We start from the raw sequence: 20,764 nt of genomic DNA, 5'->3' as shown, positions 1-20,764 counted from the left end.
AGAGCGGGGAGTAAGTAAGCGGTGCTTACTTGAGTTCGACGGAAGCGCCGGCCTCTTCGAGCTTAGCCTTGGCAGCCTCAGCGTCGTCCTTGTTGGCACCCTCGAGGATAGCCTTGGGAGCGGACTCAACGAGCTCCTTGGCTTCCTTCAGGCCCAGGCCGGAGACGATCTCGCGGACAGCCTTGATTACGCCGATCTTCTTGGCGCCAGCGTCGGTGAGGACGACGTCGAAGTCGGTCTTCTCCTCGACAGCAGCGCCGGCATCGCCAGCTCCGCCTGCAGCGGCAACGGCGACCGGAGCGGCAGCCTCGACGTCGAAGACGTCCTCGAATTCCTTAACGAACTCGGAGAGCTCGATGAGGGTCATTTCCTTGAAAGCCTCGATGAGCTCGTCCTTGGAAAGCTTAGCCATGGTGGCATCCTTTCTTTGACGGCACCCGGTGCGGGTGCCGGTCGGTAGTTATGTGGTGGTTGCCGCGTGGTTACGCGGCGTCCTGCTTGTCCTGCAGTGCGACAGCGAGTCGCGCCATCTTGGTGGCCGGGGCGTTGAACGTTGCCGCGGCCTTCGCCAGGTTGCCCTTCATAGCGCCAGCCAGCTTCGCGAGGGTCGTCTCGCGGGAGTCCAGCTCGGCGATGGCCTTGACCTGGTCGGCAGAGAGTGCGTTGCCGTCCATGTAGCCGCCCTTGATCACGAGTGCGTCGTGACCGGTGGCGAACTTCTTGAACACCTTGGCAGCGTCAACCGCTTCGCCCTTGATAAAGGCGACGGCGGTCGGGCCGACGAGCTGCTCGTCAAGACCCTCAATACCCTGCTCGGAAGCAGCGATCTTGAGAAGGGTGTTCTTGGCGACGTGGTACTCAACGTCGAAGCCGAGCTGGCCGCGCAGATCCTGGATCTGTGCGACGGTCAGGCCACGGTAGTCCGTGAGGAAGACCGAGTCAGCTGCGCTGAACTTCTCCTTAAGAGCCGCGAGATCCGCAGTGTTCTTCGGGTTTGCCATGTACCAACGCCTCCTTTCCCTTGTATCTCGTATCTGTATGATCCGCCGGGACACAAAAATGCCCCGTGCAGCAGGCACGGGGCGAAACCGCCCTTTCGGGCGACCTCACAAGTGTCTCCTGCGTGGGCCGGTCCGCTGTACTTCGGACACCTTCGATCTCTCTTGACGAGAGATGGCCGACGGTCTTCGGTGAAACTTGAGTGAGACTGTTAGCCAGTCATTCAAACTTCGTGCATGACTCTAGCGGTGCGGGCTGAACAACCCAAATCGTTGGCGCTCTGCGGGCGACACACAAACCTATGCGTGATCCTCAATACTTCCGGAAGGTGTCTCCCCCATGAGCGGAACCCACGTACTTGCCCCCATAGACGGAAAGGTCATCGACCTCGGTGACGTCAACGATCCCGTCTTCGCCTCCCGGAAGATGGGCGACGGTTTCGCCATCGCCGGGACCAGCGGCGGCGATGTGCTGGCCCCCGTGAGCGGCACCGTCATCATGGTGGCCAAGACCGGCCACGCCATCGGCATCAGCACCGACGAGGGGCTGCAGTTCCTCGTCCACCTGGGCATCGACACCGTCGAGCTGGAGGGCCGCCCCTTTGAAGTTTCCGTGGCCAAGGGCGACACGGTCGAGGCCGGCGACAAGCTCGCCACCATGGATGTCGCGGCCATCACCGAGGCCGGCAAGGACACGACGACCGTGGTCATCGTGACCAACACCAAGAAGAAGCTGGACTCCCTCGAGGTCATTCCCGGCACCGTATCCGCGGGCGACCCGGTGGCCGTCGCGTTTCCCCGGGAAGCTCATCCTGTCGCGGCCGCGCCCGTAGAGCCTGTGCCCGCTCCCGTCGATACGCTCACCGGCCACGACGCCACCGCGCGGGACATCATCGCGGGCATCGGCGGCCCGGGCAACGTCCGCAGCGTCACCCACTGCATCACCCGCGTGCGCTTCTACCTCCAGGATGAGTCCCGGGCCGACGATGCGTTTGTCTCGGATCTCGACGGCGTCATCGACGTGGTCCGCGCCGGCGGCCAGTACCAGGTCGTCATCGGCGCGGACGTCGAGGACGTCTACGACGCGGTGACGGACCAACTCGGGACCGAGGTGGCCAGCGAAACTCAGCCGGACAAACCCCGCCCGACCAGCCCGTGGGGCTGGGTGAAGTACGGCTTCTCCGAGGTCATCGGCGTGATCACCGCGTCGATGATCCCCATCATCGGACTGCTGGCTGCCTCGGGAATCATCAAGGGGATCCTGTCGCTGCTGATGACCTTCGACGTCATCGACGACACGTCCGACACCTTCGTCATCATCAACGCGATGAGCGACGCGGTGTTCCTCTTCCTGCCCATCTTCGTCGGCTTCACCGCCGCCAAACGCCTGGGCGCGGACCCCGTCATCGTGGCGATCATCGGCGGCGTGCTCACGTACCCCTCCATGATGGAACTGGCCGAGTCCGGCGCGCCGAACGAGGTCCTGGGCATGCCGCTCAACGCCGACCTCTTCGGCCTGCCCTTCCACATGGCCAACTACTCGTACTCGATCTTCCCCATCATCGTGGCCGCCTGGGTCGCCTCGCGCATCGAACCCTGGCTCAAGCGAGTGGTGCCGAACATCCTGCGCATGATCTTCGTGCCCCTGCTCGAGGTGGTCATCGTCTCGCTGATCATCCTGCTGCTCCTCGGCCCGGTGGTCATGTTCATCTCCACCGGCATCGCGTCCGCCATCCAGGGTGTCTACGACCTGTCCCCCACCATCTCCGGGCTGCTCATCGGTGGTTTCTACCAGGCCCTGGTCATCTTCGGTCTGCACTGGGCGGTCATCCCGCTCGTCGCCCAGGACATCGCCTCCACCGGCCACTCCTACCTCAATGCCATCATCTCCGCGACGATGGTCGCGCAGGGCGGTGCGGTGCTCGCGGTGTTCATCAAGACGAAGGCGGAGAAGCTCAAGGGCCTCGCCGGCCCCGCCGCCATCTCTGCGTTGTGCGGTATCACCGAGCCGGCGATGTACGGCGTCAACCTCAAGTACGGCCGGGTGTTCATCACCGCCTCCATCGGCGGTGCGGTCGGCGGTCTGCTCACCGGCCTGCTCAACGTCAACATGTGGGGTTTCACGGGTTCGCTCATCGGATTCTCGTCGTTCGTCAACCCGGAGGGGCTCGACTCCAGCTTCTGGGGTTTCCTCATCGCCTCCGGCGCTGCCCTGGTCACCTCGTTCCTGCTCACCTACTTCTTCGGGTTCAAGGACTCGGATGCGGAGAAATCCCGCGAGGTGAAGAAGGTGCGGCTGGGCAGCCGGGAGCCGGTCCAGCGGTAGTTTCTATCGCCGTACAGTCCAGACGTCTGGACGATTCTGCGACGGGATCCTGCCTCGGCCGCGCCGCGCGGGACAGGTTTCTATCGCCCTGCAGTCCAGACGTCTGGACGATCCCCGGTTAGATCCTGACCGTCTAGCGGGATTCAGCGCTAGTTTCTATCGCCCTGCAGTCCAGACGTCTGGACGATCCCCGCGCCAAGATTCCCACCGAGACCTACTCCTCCAGGTCCCGGAGCACTGCTTTCGCCGCCCACATTCCCGGCATCCCGTGCACTCCGGCCCCCGGAGGAGTGGCGCCGGACGCGAGATACAGATCCGGGCCCAACCGGTAGGGCCGCGCGGTGAACCCGGGCCGCAGCAGCGCCCCGAGCCCCGCCATGGAGCCGCCCGCGATGTCCCCGCCGGCGAGGTTGGGGTCCCACTCCCCAAGCTGCGCCGGCGAGGAAACCCGCCGCCAGACGATCCGGTCCCGGAATCCCGGCGCAAACCTCTCGATCTGCGCCTCTATCAGCCCGGACACCTCCCCCGGCCGAGTTTCCACATATCCGCTGGGTACGTGCGCGTACGTCCACAACACCGGCCCGCGCGACGGATCAGCCACGCTCTGCTGACAGACCATGACAAACGGCCGCTCGGGAAGCTTTCCTGCCGCCGCCTCCCGCTCCGCTGCGTCGATCTCCTCGGCCGTTCCCCCGACGTGAACGGTGGTCGCGTGGCCGACCCGATCGTCGTTCCACGGCACCGGCCCGTCCAGCAGGTAGTCCACCTTGAACACGCCGGCCCCGGATTTCCACCGCGCTAATCGACGCCTCGTCGCACCAGGTACCTCCAAACCCTCTAGTCGCCTGACTTGGGAAGGAGTGAGGTTGAGGATGGTGGCGTCAGCACGGGGCAGCTCTCGGAGATCACTGACCTCCACCTCGGTATGGATCCGCACCCCGAGGCTCATCGCCAGGTACTCCAGCTGTGTCGAGATCACCCCGGTGCCGCCCTCGACGACTGGCCAACCCCGGGTCATCCCGAGAGCTCCGAAGAGCAGACCGAAGGCGGAGGTCAGCGGCGCCGAGGGCGGGGTGATGGCGTGGACCGCGCTGCCGGCCAGCAGCGCGCGAGCCTCCGGAGTGCGAAACAGTGCCGTCGACAGGGCATTGGCCGGGGGAAGCGCTGTAATACCGAACGCGGCCATCCGAAGCGGATGAGGGGGAAGGCGCAGCACCGGGCCGAGGAAGTTCTCCAGGTGCTCGTCGATCCCGCGGACGATGTGTCCGTGCACCGCTTTCCAGGCGGCGCCGTCCTTCCCAAGGCCCCGCGCGGTGGCCTCGAGATCCGGCGCGAGGACCGCCGCCTCCCCGTCGTCGAGCGGGTGTGCCATGGGATATGCCGAGCGCCGCCACGGAATGACCAGCCCCAACTCCCGGAAGGCGGGACTGGCCACGCCGAAGGGATGAGCCGCCGCACCGAAGTCGACGATGGTCCCCTCCCCCAGCGCCGGCCCGGATGTAGCGGCGCCGCCGACGACCGGGGCGCGCTCGAACACGTCCACCTGCCAGCCCTCCCGGGCGAGGAAACACGCCGCGGTCAGGCCGTTGTGGCCGCCGCCGACCACCACTGCGTTCCTGTTCATTCCTCCACGATAGAGCGGCGACGAGAACTACCTCAGTGTTCGGGCCGACGGGGAGCATGTCTGTTCGAATGGGTAGAAACGGTCGTCGAAAAGCGAAAATCCCCGAGCCCTTGTCGGGTTCGGGGATCAGGCCGGAGAAGAATTACGCCTGCTGGGTGTAGTTCTTCTGCACGGAGGGATCAACCTCGATGCCGGGGCCGTTCGTCGTGGAGACGGTGACCTTCTTGAGGTAGATGCCCTTGGAGGAGGACGGCTTGACGCGCTGGATCTCGTCGAGCAGTGCGCCGTAGTTCTCCGCCAGCTTCTCGGCGTCGAACGAGGCCTTGCCGATCATGGCGTGCAGGTTGGCAGCCTTGTCGACACGGAAGGTGATCTTGCCACCCTTGACCTCTTCGATGGCCTTGGCGACATCGTTGGTGACGGTGCCGGTCTTGGGGTTCGGCATGAGGCCGCGGGGGCCCAGGACGCGAGCGACGCGACCGACCTTGGCCATCTGATCCGGGGTCGCGATGGCGACGTCGAAGTCGATGGTGCCGGCGGTGATCTGCTCGACCAGGTTCTCGGTGCCGACGATGTCAGCGCCAGCGGCCTCGGCCTCGGTGGCCTTCTCGCCCTCGGCGAACACGGCGACGCGGACGGTCTTGCCGGTGCCGTTGGGCAGGGAGACGGTGCCGCGGACCAGCTGGTCAGCCTTGCGGGGGTCAACGCCGAGGCGCATGGCGACCTCAACGGTGGCGTCGTGGGTCTTGGAGGAGGTCTCCTTGGCCAGTGCGACGGCCTCAAGCGGGTGGTACTGCTTGTCGGCGTCGACCTTGGCCTTGGCTTCCTTGTATGCCTTGGACTGCTTGCTCATGTGAATCAATTCCTTCGTGAATTGTTGTGGTTAGCGGGCCGGAGCTGGCCCTTCCACGGTTTGGGGGTGTTACTAGTTTTCGACTTCGATGCCCATGGAGCGGGCGGTGCCGGCGATGATCTTCGCAGCGGCCTCGATGTCGCGGGCGTTGAGGTCTTCCTTCTTGGTCTCAGCGATCTCCTTGCACTGATCCCAGGTGACCTTGCCCACCTTGTCGGTGTGGGGAACGCCGGAGCCCTTCTGCAGGCCAGCGGCCTTGAGCAGGAGCTTGGCGGCCGGCGGGGACTTCAGCTTGAAGTCGAAGGAGCGGTCCTCGTAGACGGTGATCTCGACGGGGATGACGTTTCCGCGCATGGACTCGGTGGCGGCGTTGTAGGCCTTGCAGAATTCCATGATGTTGACGCCGTGCGCACCGAGCGCCGGGCCGACCGGCGGTGCCGGGTTAGCCTGGCCAGCCTGGATCTGGAGCTTGATCAGGCCGGTGACCTTTTTCTTTGCCATCGAATTACCTCTTTCCGTGGTACCGGGGCAGAAACCGTCACGATGATGACGGGCCCCGTCCGGATGCCCGCTTCACGCGGGCCACCGGGGATAGTGTCTGTAGCTGTGCCCGGGAGGGCACACGGGGATCCAGAGTACGGCAGCCCCGCTAGCTGGCCAAATCTAGTTGATCTTCTCGATCTGGTCCGGGGTCAGCTCGACCGGGGTCTCGCGGCCGAAGATGGACACGAGCGCCTGGATCTTGCCAGTCGACGGATCGATCTCCGAGATGTTCGCGGAGACGGACGCCAGCGCACCGGAGAGAATGGTGACGGCGTCGCCGACCTGGAAGTCGTGGGCGAACTTCGGAACGTCCGGCTGCTCCGGCATGGCGATGACCATCTCGCCTTCCTCGTTCGTGGTGGCGAGCTCACCCTCGGTGGTCGGGGCGGTCTTGGGCATGAGGAACTTGGCGACGTCGCGGTGCTTGACCACGGTGGCGTTGCCCTCGTTGCCGACGAAGCTGGTCACGCCCGGGGTGTCGCGGACGACGGACCAGGCGCGGTCGTTCATCTCCATGCGCACGAGCACGTAGCCGGGGAGCAGTTTGCGCTTGACCAGCTTCTTCTTGCCGTCCTTGAGCTCAACCACCTGCTCGATGGGCACGACAACCTCGTGGATGTACTCCTCGACCTCAAGGGTCTGCGAGCGCATGTCGATGTTGGTCTTCACCTTGTTCTCGTAGGACGAGTAGGTCTGGATGATGTACCACTGGCCGGGCTGCTTCTTCAGCTCGCGGGTGAACTCACGCAGGCGGCGGCGGTATTCGGAGTCCGCGTCGGTCTCCTCGGTGTCCCCGAGGGCTGCCGCGGCGTTGGCGACGGCGTCGCCGCCCTCGGCGTCGGCTTCGGCGCCCTCGGCGTCGGCTTCGGCGCCAGCTTCGGCGCCAGCCTCGGTATCAGCTGCTGCCTCAGCGTTCTCGACGATCTCGATGTCAGCCTCCTGCACGTGCTGCTCCTCGATCGGCTGGGCGTTCTCGGTGTTCTCGGTGTTCTCGGTGTTTTCTTCGCTCATTAGACACTCCCTCATCGGCAATAAATTATCCCGCCGTCCCTTGCGGGATCTGGCGGGATGTTCTGAAAGTGGAGTGTACTACGGCGTGAGCACGGCTTCAACTCCGAGGGAGGCGAGCTGGTCCACTCCCCACACGAGGGCGGTGAGAACGATGAGGAACGCGAAGACGACGGTGGTGTAGATGACCATCTCCCGGCCGGTGGGCCAGATGACCTTGCGAACCTCGGACACGACCTCGCCCGGGAATGCGGCCACGCCACCACCCGGGGTGTCATCGTCGCCGCTCGGGCGCTGAACCTGGCCGCGCTTGGCGGCGTAGGTGTCCGTCGAGACAGTGCTCTCTCCGGCCAGCTGACGCTTACCGGTGGGCCGGACTGCGCCGGGATCCTTCGGGCTGATGTCCTCGCTCAACGACACTCCTCGGATTAGAAAAACTGGCAGGGGCGACAGGACTCGAACCTGCAACCTACGGTTTTGGAGACCGTTGCGCTACCAATTGCGCCACGCCCCTCTGTGCTGCTCGATCGAACAGCACCTGGTTACCCTACCAGAGGTCGGATCCCTCCAGCCTCAACGACCGACGGGATCACGGTAGCGATGGAGAGATTCGAACTCTCGACCTCGCGATTATGAGTCGCGCGCTCTCACCAACTGAGCTACACCGCCATGATCGCCATCTTCCGCCCGAAACCTCGGGCAAAAAATAACAGAGCCCCCTAACAGAATCGAACTGTTGACCTTCTCCTTACCATGGAGACGCTCTACCGACTGAGCTAAGGGGGCGCGGCTTCTTTGATTGCTCGCTGAAGCCTTGAAAAGATTAACCCGACCACCTTGGGCTACACAAATCGGCAGGTTAACCCATAAAAACGACGCTTCTCGACGCCCTCCCCGCCCCGGCACAAAAACAAACCCGCCCGAATCTCTGGTGTGAGATTCGGGCGGGTGTGCAACTGTGCCAGGTAGAAGATTCGAACTTCTGAAGGCAATGCCGGCGGATTTACAGTCCGCTCCCTTTGGCCGCTCGGGCAACCTGGCGTGCGGTTGATTACTCTACTACGACAGCCACCTTGACCCGCAAATCCGCAGGCCAACGAGGTTTCTAGCCGACGCGGCTGACCGTAAACTCCCCGAGCTGACGCAGCGCCATGGTGGCAGGGATCTGGGGTAGGCGGTCAAACTGCTCATCGGCACGCGCGAGGTACTCGCGCACAACCTCCAGGGTGCGCTGACGCCCGGAGGACTCCTCCAGCAGGCGCAGGGCACGCTCAACGTCGGCCTCGTCCGTGAGCGGGCCGGTGAGCATCCCGGTGAGCTCGCGACCGACGTCGGAGTCCTCCTCCATGGCGAGGAGGACCGGGAGGGTGAACACTCCCTCACGCAGATCCGTGCCCGGGGTCTTGCCGGAGTCGTCCGGGTCGGAGTAGATGTCGATCATGTCATCCACTATCTGGAAGACCACCCCGATGATTCCGCCGAGCTTGTACAGGGCGTCGATACGCTCCTCACTGGCACCGGAGTGCAGGGCCCCGAGGAAACACGCGGAGGCGATGAGCACCCCGGTCTTCTCCTCAATGACCTTCATGTAGTGGTCGACCGCGCCGGTGCGGTCCCGCGAGCCGAGCGCCTCGCGCATCTGACCGGTGACGAGCTTTTCGAAGGTCTCCGCGAAGTGGGTGATGGTGCGGGTGTCCAGCTGGCCCATGACCCGGGACGCATGGGCGAGGAGGACGTCTCCGGCGAGGATCGCCACGGAGTTGCTCCACCGCTGGTTGGCGGACTCGACGCCGCGGCGCCGCTCCGCCTCGTCCATGACATCGTCGTGATACAGCGTGGCCAGGTGCACTATCTCGACGACGGTGCCCGCCTTGATGACATCCCCGCACCCGGGCCTTTCGCCGAACTCCGAGGCCAACAGCGCCATCATCGGGCGGAATCTCTTGCCGCCCGCCTCGGCGAGGTGCAGCACCTTGTCGCGGACAAATTCCTCACCGTTGGCCAGCTCGTGCCGGAGGAGTTTCTCGACCTCGTCCATCCCCACCGCTATGCGTTCATTGAGGTCCGCGTCGCCCAGATCCACGGAGCTGACGTGGCTGGACGACGGGTTATGGCCGGTGGTCATAGTTGGCGTACCTCAGAAGTGTTCAGGGACGGACAATATTTTCCTTAACCGTAGTCCAAAGATGCACCCCGGCGAACGCAAGGGTCGTGCCGTGGGACAATTATGGGATCATGTCGCCCATGAAGCAGTTCTACGATCTGGTGGTCATCGGCGCCGGCCCCGCCGGTTCCGCGGCCGCCATCCACGGCGTAGCCGCCGGACACGACGTCCTCCTCCTGGAATCGGGGGAGCTAGGGCGCGACAAGACCTGCGGCGACGGCCTCACCCCGCGGGCGATCCACGAGTTGGCCAAGCTGGGACTGGCCCACACGTTGACCTCGCACTACGCCAACCATGGCCTCAAACTGCACGGCTACGGGGGATCGGTGACGGCCCCCTGGCCCGACAGCGCCTACGGCCGGGTGGGATCAGCCATGCCCCGGACCCGCTTCGACGAGCTGCTCGCCCGCACGGCCGCCGAGCGCGGGGCGACCCTGATGACCTCCGCCACCGCACACTCCCCCGTGGTCACAGACGGCCGGCTCACCGAATTCACCGTCGAAGAGCGCCAGATCCGCGCGAAGTGGGTGATCGTCGCGGACGGGGTGCGTTCCACCTTCGGCAAAGCACTCGGTCGTAAGTGGCACCAGGGCGAGGTCTACGGCATTGCCGCCCGCTCCTACGTCGACTCGCCGCGCAGCACGGAGCCCTGGATGCATTCCCACGTGGAACTTCGCGACGCCGCCGGCACCCTCCAGCCCGGCTACGGCTGGGTCTTTCCGCTGGGCGACGGCCGCCTCAACCTCGGCTGCGGGGCACTCTCCACCACTGCCCGGCCGGCGAAGCTCAACACCAAGAAGCTGCTCACGCACTACACGGATACGCTGCGCGAGGAGTGGGGCCTCGGCCAGCCGCAGGCGGTGGCCTCCGCGTTGCTGCCCATGGGCGGCGCGGTGTCGAACGTCGCAGGTGAGAACTGGCTCATCATCGGCGACGCCGCGGCCGGGGTGAACCCGCTCAACGGCGAGGGAATCGACTACGGGCTGGAGATGGCCGACCTCGCCGTCAACCTACTGGGCTCGGGCGACGACCTGCGGTCGGCCTGGCCCGCGCTGTTGCGGGAGCAGTACGGGGAGGCGTTCCTCCTGGCCCGCACGGCCGCCCGGCTGCTCACCTACCCGAAATTCCTGCCGGCGGTCGGCCCGCTGGCGCTGCGCGGGCCCGTGGGCGCGGCACTCATGCCCGCGGCCGCCCGGTTGATGGCCAACCTGGTCACCGACGAGGACAGGGACCTCATGGCCCGACTGTGGCGCACCGGCGGACACGCAGTGTCGCTCGCCCGGCGAGGCAGCCCGCTCTGGAGCTAGGCCTTTAGCTTTAGGCCTTGAGCTTTAGGCCTTGACCGCCGAGTGCATGGCCACGATGCCGAGCGACAGGTTCTGCCAGCCCGCCTCGTCCCAGCCGTTCCGGTTGATCTCTGCAGCGAGTTCCTCCTGGCCAGGCCAGGCCCGGATCGACTCCGCGAGGTACTCGTAGGAGGCCGGGTTGGAGGAGACCACGCGCGCCATCTTCGGCAGCAGACGGGTGAGGTACTCCTTGTACACGGTGCCGAACACGGGCACGACCGGCGTGGAGAACTCGTTGATGTTCAGCCGCCCGCCGGGTTTGGTCACCCGGGCGAACTCCCGCAGGGCGGCGCGGTAGTCGTGCACGTTGCGCAGCCCGTAGGTGATGGTGACGGCATCGAAAGTCTCGTCCGCGAAGGGTAGGTGCATGGCATCGCTCACGACCTTGGGCACGTCGCGGTGTTTGCCGGCGGCGAGCATTCCCGGCGAGAAGTCGCAGGCCACACACCAGGCGCCGGACTTGGCCAGCTCCACGGTGGAGACAGCGGTGCCGGCCGCGACGTCGAGCACCTTTTCCCCGGGGCTCAGGTTCAGCCGTTCCCGGGTGCGACGCCGCCAACGCCGGTCCTGCCCGAAGGAGATGACGGTGTTGGTGAGGTCGTACTTCTCGCCGACGTCGTTGAACATCGACGCGACATCGAAGGGTTGTTTGTCCAGGTCTGCTCTTGCCACGCGGGCAAGTCTAAGCGACCCGCCCGTGGGAGGCGCGGGAGACCCAGGCCGGCAGTTCGACCCGGCGACCGAAGATGCTGCGCGGCGCGGTCCGGGCGGCCTCGATGGCCTGCTCGTAGTAGCCGACGATCTGCACGCCGAGCGCATGCCAGGACTTGCCGGCGACGGACTCCCGGGCACCGGCCTGGAGGGTGGCGTGGCGGGAGTCGTCGAGGATCCAGTCCACGGCCGCGGGCAGGTCCTCGGCGAAGGTGTCCACGTCGAGCAGCAGTCCGTTGATCCCCTCGTTGATGAGGTCGACGGGTCCGCCGGCGCGGGGGCCGATGGTGGGCACGCCCGAGGCCTGGGCCTCCTGGATGGCCTGGCAGAAGGTCTCGAACTCGCCCGCGTGCACAAACAGGTCCAGGGAGGCGTAGGCCTTGGCCAGTTCCTCCCCGCCGAGCGCACCGGTGAAGATCGCCCCCGGCATCCGGGACTGCAGTTCGGCGCGGGACGGGCCGTCACCCACGATGACCAGCTGGATGTCCGGGCGGCCGGCGACGGAGTAGAGGCGGTGGACGCCCTTCTCGGGGGCCAGGCGGCCGACGAAGCCGACGATCTTCTTGCGCCCGGAGGGATCCCAGGACTTGCGCAGCGCCCGGTCCCGCTTGGTGGGGTCGAAGCGCACGGTGTCCACGCCGCGCCCCCAGTGATGCACGTTCTGAATGCCGTGGCGCTCAAGGTCGGCGATGGTCTCCGACGACGGCGCGAGGGTGAGCTGGCACTGGTTGTGGATCGTCCGGGTCCACTCCCAGGCCGCGGTGGCGAGCGGGCCGAGGTGGTACTTGGTGGCGAATCCCGCGACGTCGGTCTGATAGAGCGCGACGGTCGGGATCTTCAGCTGCCGGGCCGCGAAGGAACCCGAGCCGCCGAGCACAAAGGGGCTGGCCAGGTGCACGACGTCGGGGCGGTACTCCACCAGGGTCTCGTACACCGCGGTGTTGGGGACGCCGATGGGGAGCGAGTCAATGAGCGGGACGCGGACGGTGGGAACGCGGACGATGGGGAATCCCAGGTAATCCGGGATCTCCTCCTGGTGGTCGCGTGCACCCGGGGCGATAACGACCGCGTCATGACCCTCGGACTTGAGGTGCTCCAGCACCCGGAGCACCGAATTGGTCACTCCGTTGACATTGGGAAGAAACGACTCCGCCACGATAGCTACACGCATAACCCTGATCCTCCCTCATCAAAGAAAACTCCGCGTTAAGCTCGGGTTTCCTCTCCGCTAAACCTGGGTGACCGATAGTTCCTCGTCGCTGCGGTAGCCCAGTTGACAAGCCCCCACAGTAGTACGGCGAGCACGACGGACACCACCACCACACTGAGCGCCGGAACGATGGACAACGTCCACCGTCTCCCCTCGACCTTCACCAGGTCGGGGTCCGACTTGGCGTACGTCACCCAGACATTCTGGCCGGGGCCGATCCCCGTGGGATAGAGCAGCCCGCCGGGTGGCGAGTGGTAGACCCCCTGGTCATCCTGGTAGTCCACCGTCGTCCGGAGCAGGCTCTCCCCGGTGACGGTCGCCATCGCCCGGCCGGGATTCGCGCTGATCGTGCGGTCGTTGATCGCGGATCCGGCCACCATGGCCACGGCCCCGAGCAGTGCGCACGCGAGCAGCGCCATGACCAGCTGGTGCAGCCGTCTCCGGACGGTCTCCCGCCGGACCCTCACAGGGACAGCGCCGCGTCCAGCGCCCTTCGTGTCCCCCGGGTGGTCACGGCCTCGATCACCTGGAAACCAGCGGGCTCTTCGACGGAGTCCTCCAACGTCATGATGAGCTCGGGAAGCGTATCGACGGCCCGGTGCCGCACTCCGTACGCGTCACACAGGGCAGCCAGGTCCATGCCGTGCGGCGTGCCGAAGGCCTGCTCGAATGAGTCCCGCAGGCCCTCCGCCCCGATCTCCAGGGACTCGAAGATGCCACAGCCGTCGTCGTTGGCCACCACGATGGTGAGGTTCTCGGGGGTCGGCTGCTCCGGCCCGATGAGCAGGCCGCCGACGTCGTGCAGGAACGTCACGTCCCCCAGCAGCGCCACCGTGCGGGGTGCGCGGACCGCCTCCGGGTCACGTGACTGCGTGGCCAGGGCAACTCCGACGGCCTGGGATACGGTGCCGTCGATACCCGCGGCGCCCCGGGGGGCGAAGGTGTCCAGGCCGCCGAACGGAAGCCCGGCGAGGGACGCGTCCCGCACGGGGTTGGACGCCCCGAGCACGACCGTGTCCCCCACGCCAAGACCGTCGGTCAGCGCCGCCGCGACGTGCAGGCCGGTGAAACCGTGGGACTCGTCGGCGAGCGCCTCCCGCACGGTGTCCGCGGCGAGCTGTGCCGCCTCCGCACACAGGCTCAGCCACTGCTTGCGTGGCTGGCCGGTGACCTTCACCCGCGATCCCACGTGGGCGGCGTTGCCGGCGGGGTCCGTAATCGTGGACGTGCGGGTGAGCACGGTGACCTCGATGTCCGGGTCAGCGAGCAGCTGCAGCACCGGGCGGTGGAGCGTGGGATGGCCGACGACCACGATCTGCTCGGGTTTGGTCCTGGCCACGTACTCCGCGTAGGTGCTGGACCCGGACGTGGAGATCTCGCCGCGCAGGAAGATCGCCGCGGCCAACGGATGCACCGGCCGAAACGGCGCCGGGGCGGTGGGCTCGGCGATCGTGGGCACGTCCTCCAGCCCCACGACCTCCCAGGCCTCGTCGCCGGCGATGACCAGGGTGTCCCGGGTGAGGTCGAGCTCGACCTCACCGTGGTCGACCCGGGGATTGAAGGGCGCGAGCCGCATGACCCGGGCGGTGTCACCCTCGGGCAGCTCCTCGCCGACAAGCGGCGTATCGAGGGCGACGTTGACGTGCACCGTCGTCTCCCTGGTCAGCGCCTGCGCGACCCGGGAGATGTCGGAGGTCTCCTCCACCTGGATCGTCTCCGCGACGGTCCCGAAGATTCCCACCTGCTCAATGGTCTGCGACGCGCCCGTGCCCACCAGTCGACGCGGGCGGTCCGCGCTGATCATCAGCAACGGCGTGTGGCTGTGTGCCGACTCGACCATCGCGGGGAGGCAGTTGGCGACCGCCGTGCCGGACGTGGTGACCACAGCGACATGCCGACCCTGGACCCGCGCCATGCCGAGGGCGAGGAAGGCGGCTGAACGCTCGTCGATACGCGTATGCACCCGTAGCCTCTGCTGCGCGATGAGCGCCAGGGACAGCGGAGAATTGCGGGAACCGGGGCAGAGCACCACGTCCGTGAGATGGCGGGACAACTGCGCCGCGAGGGCCTGGGCGAGAACGATCGAAGCAGGTTGGGACATGTATCCCAACCTTACTGGGCAGGCGCCGGAACCGGTTCGTTGCCGCCCAGCAAGTCATTGAGCCAGGCCTCGACATCCGCGCTGTCCGGCAGGGACTCCGTGGGCAGGTTGCTCGTGGGCAGGCTGAAACCGGGATCCTCCGTCACCGTCGTGGTCACCGGGGGCGCAGTGGTGACCACGGTCTCTGTGACCGGGGCCGGCGGCGGCTGATTGGCCTCCTCGGCCGCGGAGCGCCACATGAAGAACAGGACGGCGGCCGCGAGGATCGCCAGGCCCAGGAGAATCCCCAGGATGAGGGCCCAACCACCGGAGCGACGGGGCGCCTCGGCCTGGTACTGCGGTTCCTGATATTGAGGCTGCTGATATTGCGGCTCCTGGTACTGCGGCTGCTGATACTGGGGATCGTGTTCCCCCGGGAAATACTGGCGGGGCTCACTGCCGAAGATGCGGGTCTCGTCATCGTCTCTACGCTGATTCATAACCCAGACCATAAACGGAACTTCTGCGAATTTCCCCTAAGTTCTCTGGTTAATTGCTTGGCCCGTCGGGGTGTCCGCCGAAGCGAGGGCAGCCGGGGTGGCGTCCGCGACGATGCGCCCGCCGTCGAAACCGGCGCCCGGGCCCATCTCGATGACACGGTCGGCGCGGGCGATGGTGGCCAGGTCGTGTTCCACCAGAATGACCGTCTCACCTGCGTCAACGAGCCGCTCCAGCTCCGTGACCAGCAACGCGGCATCGGCGGGGTGCAGCCCGGTCGTGGGCTCATCCAGCAGGTAGACGGTGTGTCCGCGCCGGGAGCGCTGGAGCTCGGTGGCGAGTTTGATGCGCTGGGCCTCGCCGCCGGACAGCTCCGGCGCACCCTGCCCGAGGCGGAGGTACCCCAGCCCCACGGCCTGCAGCGCACGGATCGACCGGGCCACCGCATCCTCATCGGCGAAGACCTCGGCGGCCTCGTTGACAGTGAGGTTCAGTACGTCGGCGATGCTCAGGTCGTGCCAGGTCACCTCCAGGGTCTCGTCGTTGTAGCGTCTTCCCTCGCAGGTCGGGCAGGTGGAGTACGACCCCGGGAGGAACACCAGCTCGACCTCGATCTGCCCCTCGCCGCCGCAGGTGGGGCACTGCCCCTGCTTGACGTTGTAGGAGAACCGGCCGACTCCCCAGCCGCGCGACTTCGCCTCCGGGGTCGCCGCGAAGAGCTTGCGCACCCGGTCGAACAGGCCGGTGTAGGTGGCCAGACACGAGCGCGGCGTGCGCCCGATGGGTTTCTGCGTGATGCTCACGAGCCGGTCAACGGCATCCGCGCCGGAGTGATTCTCCACGCTCTGCCCGGTCGGCTCGGTGTCCTCGTCCATCCCGGCGTCGCGCGAGCTGAGTACCTCGGCCACCGCCCTGAGCAGGGTGGTTTTGCCCGAGCCGGAGACCCCGGCGATGGCCGTGAACTGCCCCAGCCCGAAGGCGACGTCCAACCCGTCGACGGTGTGGGAGCGCACCCCGCGCAGCTCCAGCTGGCCGGACGCCTTTCGCGGTGTGGCTTTCGGGTCGATCGTGCGCTTGGCCAGGGCCCGCATCGTCGGCGAATCCCCGCTTCGCTCGGCCATCGGTCCGGAGTAAATGATCTCGCCGCCACCCTCACCGGCGGCCGGCCCGACGTCCACGAGCCAGTCCGCCCCGGCGACCAGATCCATGTCGTGTTCGACGAGGATGACGCTGTTGCCCTGGTCGATGAACCGCCGGGCGATCCTCGTGACGGCCTCGCGCTCCACCGGGTGCAGCCCAGCGGACGGCTCGTCCAGCACGTAGAGCACGCCGAACAGCCCGGTGCGCAGCTGCGCGGCCAGGCGGATGCGCTGCAGTTCACCGGCCGACAGCGTCCGGGCCGGGCGATCCAGCGACAGGTGACCGAGGCCGAGTTCCAGGCTCGACTCGAGGATCGGGGCAAGGGACTGGAGCAACAGCCGCTCTGCTTCGTGCGATGTGTTGAGGCGGGCGTCGATAAGCTCCTTCAGCTGCGTGAGCGTGCGTGCGGAGAACTCGTCGATGGGCATGCCCAGGTACGTCACCGCCAGCGCTTCCGGGGTGAGGCGGCGGCCGCCGCACGTGGGACAGGTGGCGGCCTCCATGAACGAGACCGTGCGGCGGCGCAGCGTGTCCGACTCCGTCTCCGCGAACGTGCGGCGCAGGTACTTCGCCACCGAGCGCCACCGCCCCTGGTACTCCTTGGTCACCTGGTCGGAACCGCGCTCGGGCTTGACGGTGACCACGGGCTCCTCGTCGGTGAAGAGGATCCAGTCGCGGGTCTCACGGGGGATCTCCCGCCACGGCGTGTCCATGGGAATGCCCAGTACATCGAGGATGTCCCGGAAGTTCTTGCCCGCCCACGCGCCGGGCCAGGCCCGGATGGCGCCGTCATTGATGCTTATCGACGGATCGGGCACCATACTTTCTTCCGTCGGCTCATGAATGACCCCGGTTCCCTGACAGTCGGGGCACATGCCCGCCTGCGTGTTAGGGCTGAAACCGTCCGAATAGATGATGTCCTGGCCCGCCGGGTAGTCCCCCACCCGCGAGTACAGGAGCCGGACCGTGTTGGACATGGTGGAGACGGTGCCCACCGTGGAACGCGCGCCGCCGGCGCTGGTGTTCTGCTGGAGGGCCACCGACGGCGGCAGGCCCTCGATGGCCTCGACCTTGGGATCGGTCGCCGAGCCGATGAGTCGGCGGGCGAACGGGGCGACGGATTCGAAATATCGACGCTGGGCCTCGCCGTGGATGGTGCCGAACGCCAGGCTCGACTTGCCCGAGCCCGACACCCCCGTCACAGCGACCAGCTGGTTTCTCGGGAGTTCTACGCTGACGTGTCGGAGATTGTGCAGGTGGGCGTCGCGGACCTTGATCATTGCCGCGAGTGTAGGTGCCCGTGCGTCTCGCGCACGCGGTCGAACCACCAGTCCCGGCGCGCGGCAGGCGCGGCGAGCTCGGCCAGGCGGGCAGCGTCGGGTGTCTGCGGGGTGACATCGAAGAAGCCGTCGATGAGCTCGCGCGGCTCGGTGACGTCCTCGGCGAACAGGCGCTGGGTGGCCAGACCCGCGGCGTTCGGGGTGACGTCGATGCCCTCGTCGTCCTCGAAACCCGGGAGCGCGGCCACTGCGGCGAGGCCGGCGTTGATGCCCACGGCCGTGTCCAGGGCGGATGCGACCGTGATGTCCATCCATCGTTCGTGCAGGTCCGCGGCCAGATCAATGGTCCGGCGCACACCCCCGAGGGGGGCGACCTTGACCACCGCGACGTCCGCCGCCTGCTTCTCGGCCACGAGGTAGGGGTCGGATTCCTTGCGAATGGATTCGTCCGCGGCCACGCGGCAGAAGACGCCGGAGCGTTGGAGGGTCATGCGTACCTCGCGAAGCTCGTCGATGGTGGCGACGGGCTGCTCCATGTAGTCGAGCGGGCCCAGGGACTTCGCGGCCTCCACCGCCTGCGCCACACTCCAGTTGGTGTTGGCGTCGACGCGGATCTTCGCCCGGGGGACGATGTCCCGGACGGCCTGTACCCGGGCGATGTCGTCTGCGAGGCTCTGCCCCGGCTCCGCGGCCTTGACCTTGAACACCCGGCAGCCCGGGTAGCGGGCGATGACGTCCTCGACCTCACCGGGCCCGACGGCGGGGATGGTGGCGTTGACCTCTATTTTTGCGCGCTTGGGTTCCGGAAAACCCTGGTAGGCGGCCTCGATCCCGGCGCGCAGCCACGCGGAGGACTCCTGCGGGCCGTACTCGAGGAAGGGCGAGAACTCGCCCCAGCCGGCGGGGCCGTCGATGAGCAGCGCCTCGCGGGTGGTCACGCCGCGGAATTTCACGGCCATGGGCAGCGCCACCACGTGGGAGCGCTCGAGGATCTCTTCTACAGACGGTTTCACCGGGGCGAGTGTATCCGGAGTGGGCCGCGCCGCGTGTGTCACACCAGGCGGGTGCCGGTGTCGTCGATGAGCAGGGCCTGGCCGTCGCGAAGCAGCACCAGCGGCCATGCCTCTCCGTACTGGCGGACGGTCTCGGCGAACACCTCAATGGGGAAGGGCGGGGCGGTCCCGCCGGCGTGCGGGATGACCACGTGTTCGGTGAGTCCCAGCCCCGTGTAATCGGTCAGCTCGGGTGCCTTCGACGGCGAATCCAGCAGGCTCACCGGTTCGATACTCGGCCCGGCGATGACCGACCCGGCGCTGCAGCCGACGTACGTCAGCCCGGCACGGACGTGCCGGAGCAGCACCTCGTCGTTGCCCGTGGAGCGCAGCACCCACAGCAGGTCGAAGGTTTCCCCGCCGGCGACGTAGACGGCATCGACTTCGGAGAGGATACGGTCGGTCTCCTGGGGAGAGGTCTCAGCCAGCGGCAGCTCCACGATTTCCAGACCCGCCGCGCGCAGCATGTCACGTTCGACGTTGACCCACTCGGCGTGTTCCGGGAGATCCGCGAAGGATCGTGCCGCATCGGAGACGTACGCGATGCGGCCCGAGACCAGCTCTCCGACAAGTTCATGGCCCATGGAGGTGAGAAGAAGCTTCATGACATCGAATCCTATGCCCGCCGATCTAGACTCCCGGGGTATGACCTACAGCACCGAGCAACCGTTTGATCCCGAGCAGTGGCGTGTCGTCGAGGGCTTCGAGGGCCTCACCGACATCACCTATCACCGGCACGTGGGCGCCTCCCGCAAGGACGGCATCGTGCGCATTGCCTTCGACCGCCCCGAGGTGCGTAACGCCTTCCGCCCGCACAGCGTGGACGAGCTCTACCGGGCGCTGGACCACGCGCGTCGCGACGCGTCGGTCGGCGTGGTTCTCCTCACCGGCAACGGCCCCAGCGAGAAGGACGGCGGCTGGGCCTTCTGCTCGGGCGGCGACCAGCGCATCCGCGGCCGCTCGGGTTACCAGTACGCCGAGGGGGAGACCTCGGAGACGGTGGACGTCAACCGCGCGAAGGCCGAGGGTGGGCGGCTGCACATCCTCGAGGTGCAGCGGCTGATCCGCACCATGCCGAAGTTGGTCATCGCCGTGGTCAATGGCTGGGCCGCCGGCGGCGGGCATTCCCTGCATGTGGTCTGTGACCTCACCATCGCCTCCCGGCAGGAGGCGCGGTTCAAACAGACCGACGCTGACGTGGGATCCTTCGACGCCGGTTACGGCTCGGCCTACCTGGCCAAGATGGTCGGCCAGAAGAATGCCCGCGAGATCTTCTTCCTGGGCCGCACGTACTCGGCCGAGGACATGCACCGCATGGGCGCGGTCAACATCGTGGCCGATCACGGTCAGCTGGAGGAGGAGGCGATCCAGGCTGCGCGGGAGATCAACGGGAAGTCTCCGCAGGCCCAGCGCATGCTGAAGTTCGCCTTCAACCTCGCCGACGACGGGCTCATGGGCCAGCAGGTCTTCGCCGGAGAGGCGACCCGCCTGGCGTACATGACGGACGAGGCGGTGGAGGGCAAGGAGGCGTTCCTGGAGAAGCGCGAGCCCAACTGGGACGAGTTCCCGTTCTATTACTAGGTGTACTGACCGGAGACGTTGATCGAGTGGATGTGCCGGTCTCCTAGGTGAAGAGCGCCGCGACGGACTGACGGACTTCGTCCACTGGCGGCAGTTGCGGGTGCTTTCCGGGGCCTCCCCGTGTGCAGGTGCTGCCGGGGTAAGGGCGAGGGAACTTCGGCGACAATGACGAGCAGGTACCGAATCGTCATTGTCGGCAGGCACAAGCTCGTACAAAGGCGTGCATTTGGAGTATTCCGTAAGTTGAGGACTCTTCTTGAGTGTAGCTATGCGACCGGGGCGGCGATGTTTTGTCGGTATTGGCCTGCGAGTAGTCAGGAAGCCGGAGGGATACCGTGGATGGGGTCCGC

General features: G+C 66.6%; 19 protein-coding genes and 4 tRNA genes. 3 read left to right on the top strand and 20 right to left on the bottom strand.

The features are described 5' to 3' along the window. Positions 1-25 precede the first annotated feature (25 nt). Positions 26-412 (bottom strand): 50S ribosomal protein L7/L12, encoded by a 387-nt coding sequence (gene rplL / locus CDOO_RS02535; RefSeq protein ID WP_018021325.1) that lies wholly within the window; start codon positions 410-412, stop codon positions 26-28. 70 nt (positions 413-482) lie between these two features. Continuing rightward, positions 483-1,001, bottom strand: coding sequence for a 50S ribosomal protein L10 (rplJ, locus tag CDOO_RS02530; protein ID WP_018021326.1), 519 nt, complete (start codon positions 999-1,001; stop codon positions 483-485). A gap of 337 nt (positions 1,002-1,338) precedes the next feature. Here rplJ and CDOO_RS02525 point away from each other — a divergent pair, with 337 nt between their 5' ends. Next, positions 1,339-3,324 carry a PTS sugar transporter subunit IIABC gene (locus tag CDOO_RS02525; protein WP_018021327.1) on the top strand — a complete coding sequence of 662 codons (1,986 nt, stop codon included), beginning with the start codon at positions 1,339-1,341 and terminating at the stop codon, positions 3,322-3,324. A 214-nt stretch (positions 3,325-3,538) separates the two neighbouring features. Here the strand turns inward: CDOO_RS02525 and CDOO_RS02520 are convergent, their stop codons facing one another. The 10 genes from CDOO_RS02520 to CDOO_RS02475 all read right to left on the bottom strand — a co-directional run bounded on the left by CDOO_RS02520 (position 3,539) and on the right by CDOO_RS02475 (position 9,477). Then, positions 3,539-4,948: a phytoene desaturase family protein gene (locus tag CDOO_RS02520; protein ID WP_018021328.1), complete on the bottom strand. Its 1,410-nt coding sequence runs from the start codon at positions 4,946-4,948 to the stop codon at positions 3,539-3,541. 142 nt (positions 4,949-5,090) lie between these two features. Continuing rightward, entirely contained in the window at positions 5,091-5,801 is a 711-nt protein-coding gene (gene rplA / locus CDOO_RS02515; protein WP_018021329.1) for a 50S ribosomal protein L1, read from the bottom strand. 72 nt (positions 5,802-5,873) lie between these two features. Then, positions 5,874-6,302 (bottom strand): 50S ribosomal protein L11, encoded by a 429-nt coding sequence (gene rplK / locus CDOO_RS02510; RefSeq protein ID WP_018021330.1) that lies wholly within the window; start codon positions 6,300-6,302, stop codon positions 5,874-5,876. A 162-nt stretch (positions 6,303-6,464) separates the two neighbouring features. Continuing rightward, positions 6,465-7,355, bottom strand: coding sequence for a transcription termination/antitermination protein NusG (nusG, locus tag CDOO_RS02505; RefSeq protein ID WP_018021331.1), 891 nt, complete (start codon positions 7,353-7,355; stop codon positions 6,465-6,467). Positions 7,356-7,433: 78 nt separating this feature from the next. After that, a complete protein-coding gene (gene secE, locus CDOO_RS02500) occupies positions 7,434-7,766 on the bottom strand; it encodes a preprotein translocase subunit SecE (RefSeq protein ID WP_018021332.1) in 333 nt (110 codons plus the stop codon). 24 nt (positions 7,767-7,790) lie between these two features. Then, a tRNA-Trp gene (locus CDOO_RS02495) sits at positions 7,791-7,866 on the bottom strand. Between the two features lie 81 nt (positions 7,867-7,947). Continuing rightward, a tRNA-Met gene (locus CDOO_RS02490) sits at positions 7,948-8,021 on the bottom strand. Positions 8,022-8,065: 44 nt separating this feature from the next. Beyond that, a tRNA-Thr gene (locus tag CDOO_RS02485) sits at positions 8,066-8,138 on the bottom strand. A 173-nt stretch (positions 8,139-8,311) separates the two neighbouring features. Next, positions 8,312-8,393 (bottom strand) — tRNA-Tyr (locus tag CDOO_RS02480). 64 nt (positions 8,394-8,457) lie between these two features. After that, positions 8,458-9,477: a polyprenyl synthetase family protein gene (locus CDOO_RS02475; protein ID WP_018021333.1), complete on the bottom strand. Its 1,020-nt coding sequence runs from the start codon at positions 9,475-9,477 to the stop codon at positions 8,458-8,460. Between the two features lie 119 nt (positions 9,478-9,596). On the opposite strand from CDOO_RS02475, the gene CDOO_RS02470 reads away from it, so the two are divergent. Continuing rightward, positions 9,597-10,823 (top strand): geranylgeranyl reductase family protein, encoded by a 1,227-nt coding sequence (locus tag CDOO_RS02470; protein ID WP_018021334.1) that lies wholly within the window; start codon positions 9,597-9,599, stop codon positions 10,821-10,823. Between the two features lie 24 nt (positions 10,824-10,847). On the opposite strand, the gene CDOO_RS02465 is transcribed toward CDOO_RS02470, so the two are convergent. The 8 genes from CDOO_RS02465 to CDOO_RS02430 form a co-directional block, all read right to left on the bottom strand. Next, positions 10,848-11,534 carry a demethylmenaquinone methyltransferase gene (locus CDOO_RS02465; protein WP_026159273.1) on the bottom strand — a complete coding sequence of 229 codons (687 nt, stop codon included), beginning with the start codon at positions 11,532-11,534 and terminating at the stop codon, positions 10,848-10,850. Positions 11,535-11,544: 10 nt separating this feature from the next. Beyond that, the gene (locus CDOO_RS02460; protein ID WP_018021336.1) at positions 11,545-12,744 is read right to left on the bottom strand and encodes a glycosyltransferase family 4 protein; all 1,200 of its coding nucleotides are present in this window, start codon (positions 12,742-12,744) and stop codon (positions 11,545-11,547) included. Between the two features lie 35 nt (positions 12,745-12,779). Beyond that, positions 12,780-13,250 carry a DUF3592 domain-containing protein gene (locus CDOO_RS02455; protein WP_018021337.1) on the bottom strand — a complete coding sequence of 157 codons (471 nt, stop codon included), beginning with the start codon at positions 13,248-13,250 and terminating at the stop codon, positions 12,780-12,782. Further along, on the bottom strand, positions 13,247-14,884 hold the full coding sequence (gene menD, locus CDOO_RS02450; protein ID WP_018021338.1) for a 2-succinyl-5-enolpyruvyl-6-hydroxy-3-cyclohexene-1-carboxylic-acid synthase: 1,638 nt from the start codon (positions 14,882-14,884) through the stop codon (positions 13,247-13,249). Before menD ends, CDOO_RS02455 begins: the two co-directional genes overlap by 4 nt. A gap of 11 nt (positions 14,885-14,895) precedes the next feature. Further along, positions 14,896-15,363, bottom strand: coding sequence for a hypothetical protein (locus CDOO_RS02445; RefSeq protein ID WP_081610328.1), 468 nt, complete (start codon positions 15,361-15,363; stop codon positions 14,896-14,898). Positions 15,364-15,399: 36 nt separating this feature from the next. Continuing rightward, positions 15,400-17,781: an excinuclease ABC subunit UvrA gene (locus tag CDOO_RS02440; protein ID WP_018021340.1), complete on the bottom strand. Its 2,382-nt coding sequence runs from the start codon at positions 17,779-17,781 to the stop codon at positions 15,400-15,402. Beyond that, positions 17,778-18,740, bottom strand: coding sequence for an o-succinylbenzoate synthase (locus tag CDOO_RS02435; protein ID WP_051064017.1), 963 nt, complete (start codon positions 18,738-18,740; stop codon positions 17,778-17,780). The genes CDOO_RS02440 and CDOO_RS02435 overlap by 4 nt, the downstream gene beginning before the upstream one ends. 92 nt (positions 18,741-18,832) lie before the next feature. Next, positions 18,833-19,438, bottom strand: coding sequence for a Type 1 glutamine amidotransferase-like domain-containing protein (locus CDOO_RS02430; RefSeq protein ID WP_018021342.1), 606 nt, complete (start codon positions 19,436-19,438; stop codon positions 18,833-18,835). Between the two features lie 40 nt (positions 19,439-19,478). Here CDOO_RS02430 and CDOO_RS02425 point away from each other — a divergent pair, with 40 nt between their 5' ends. Continuing rightward, entirely contained in the window at positions 19,479-20,414 is a 936-nt protein-coding gene (locus CDOO_RS02425) for a 1,4-dihydroxy-2-naphthoyl-CoA synthase (RefSeq protein WP_026159274.1), read from the top strand. Positions 20,415-20,764 lie beyond the last annotated feature (350 nt).

Source organism: Corynebacterium doosanense CAU 212 = DSM 45436, from assembly GCF_000767055.1.
GTDB classification, from domain to species: domain Bacteria; phylum Actinomycetota; class Actinomycetes; order Mycobacteriales; family Mycobacteriaceae; genus Corynebacterium; species Corynebacterium doosanense.
This window is presented reverse-complemented; position numbering and strand designations above follow the sequence as displayed.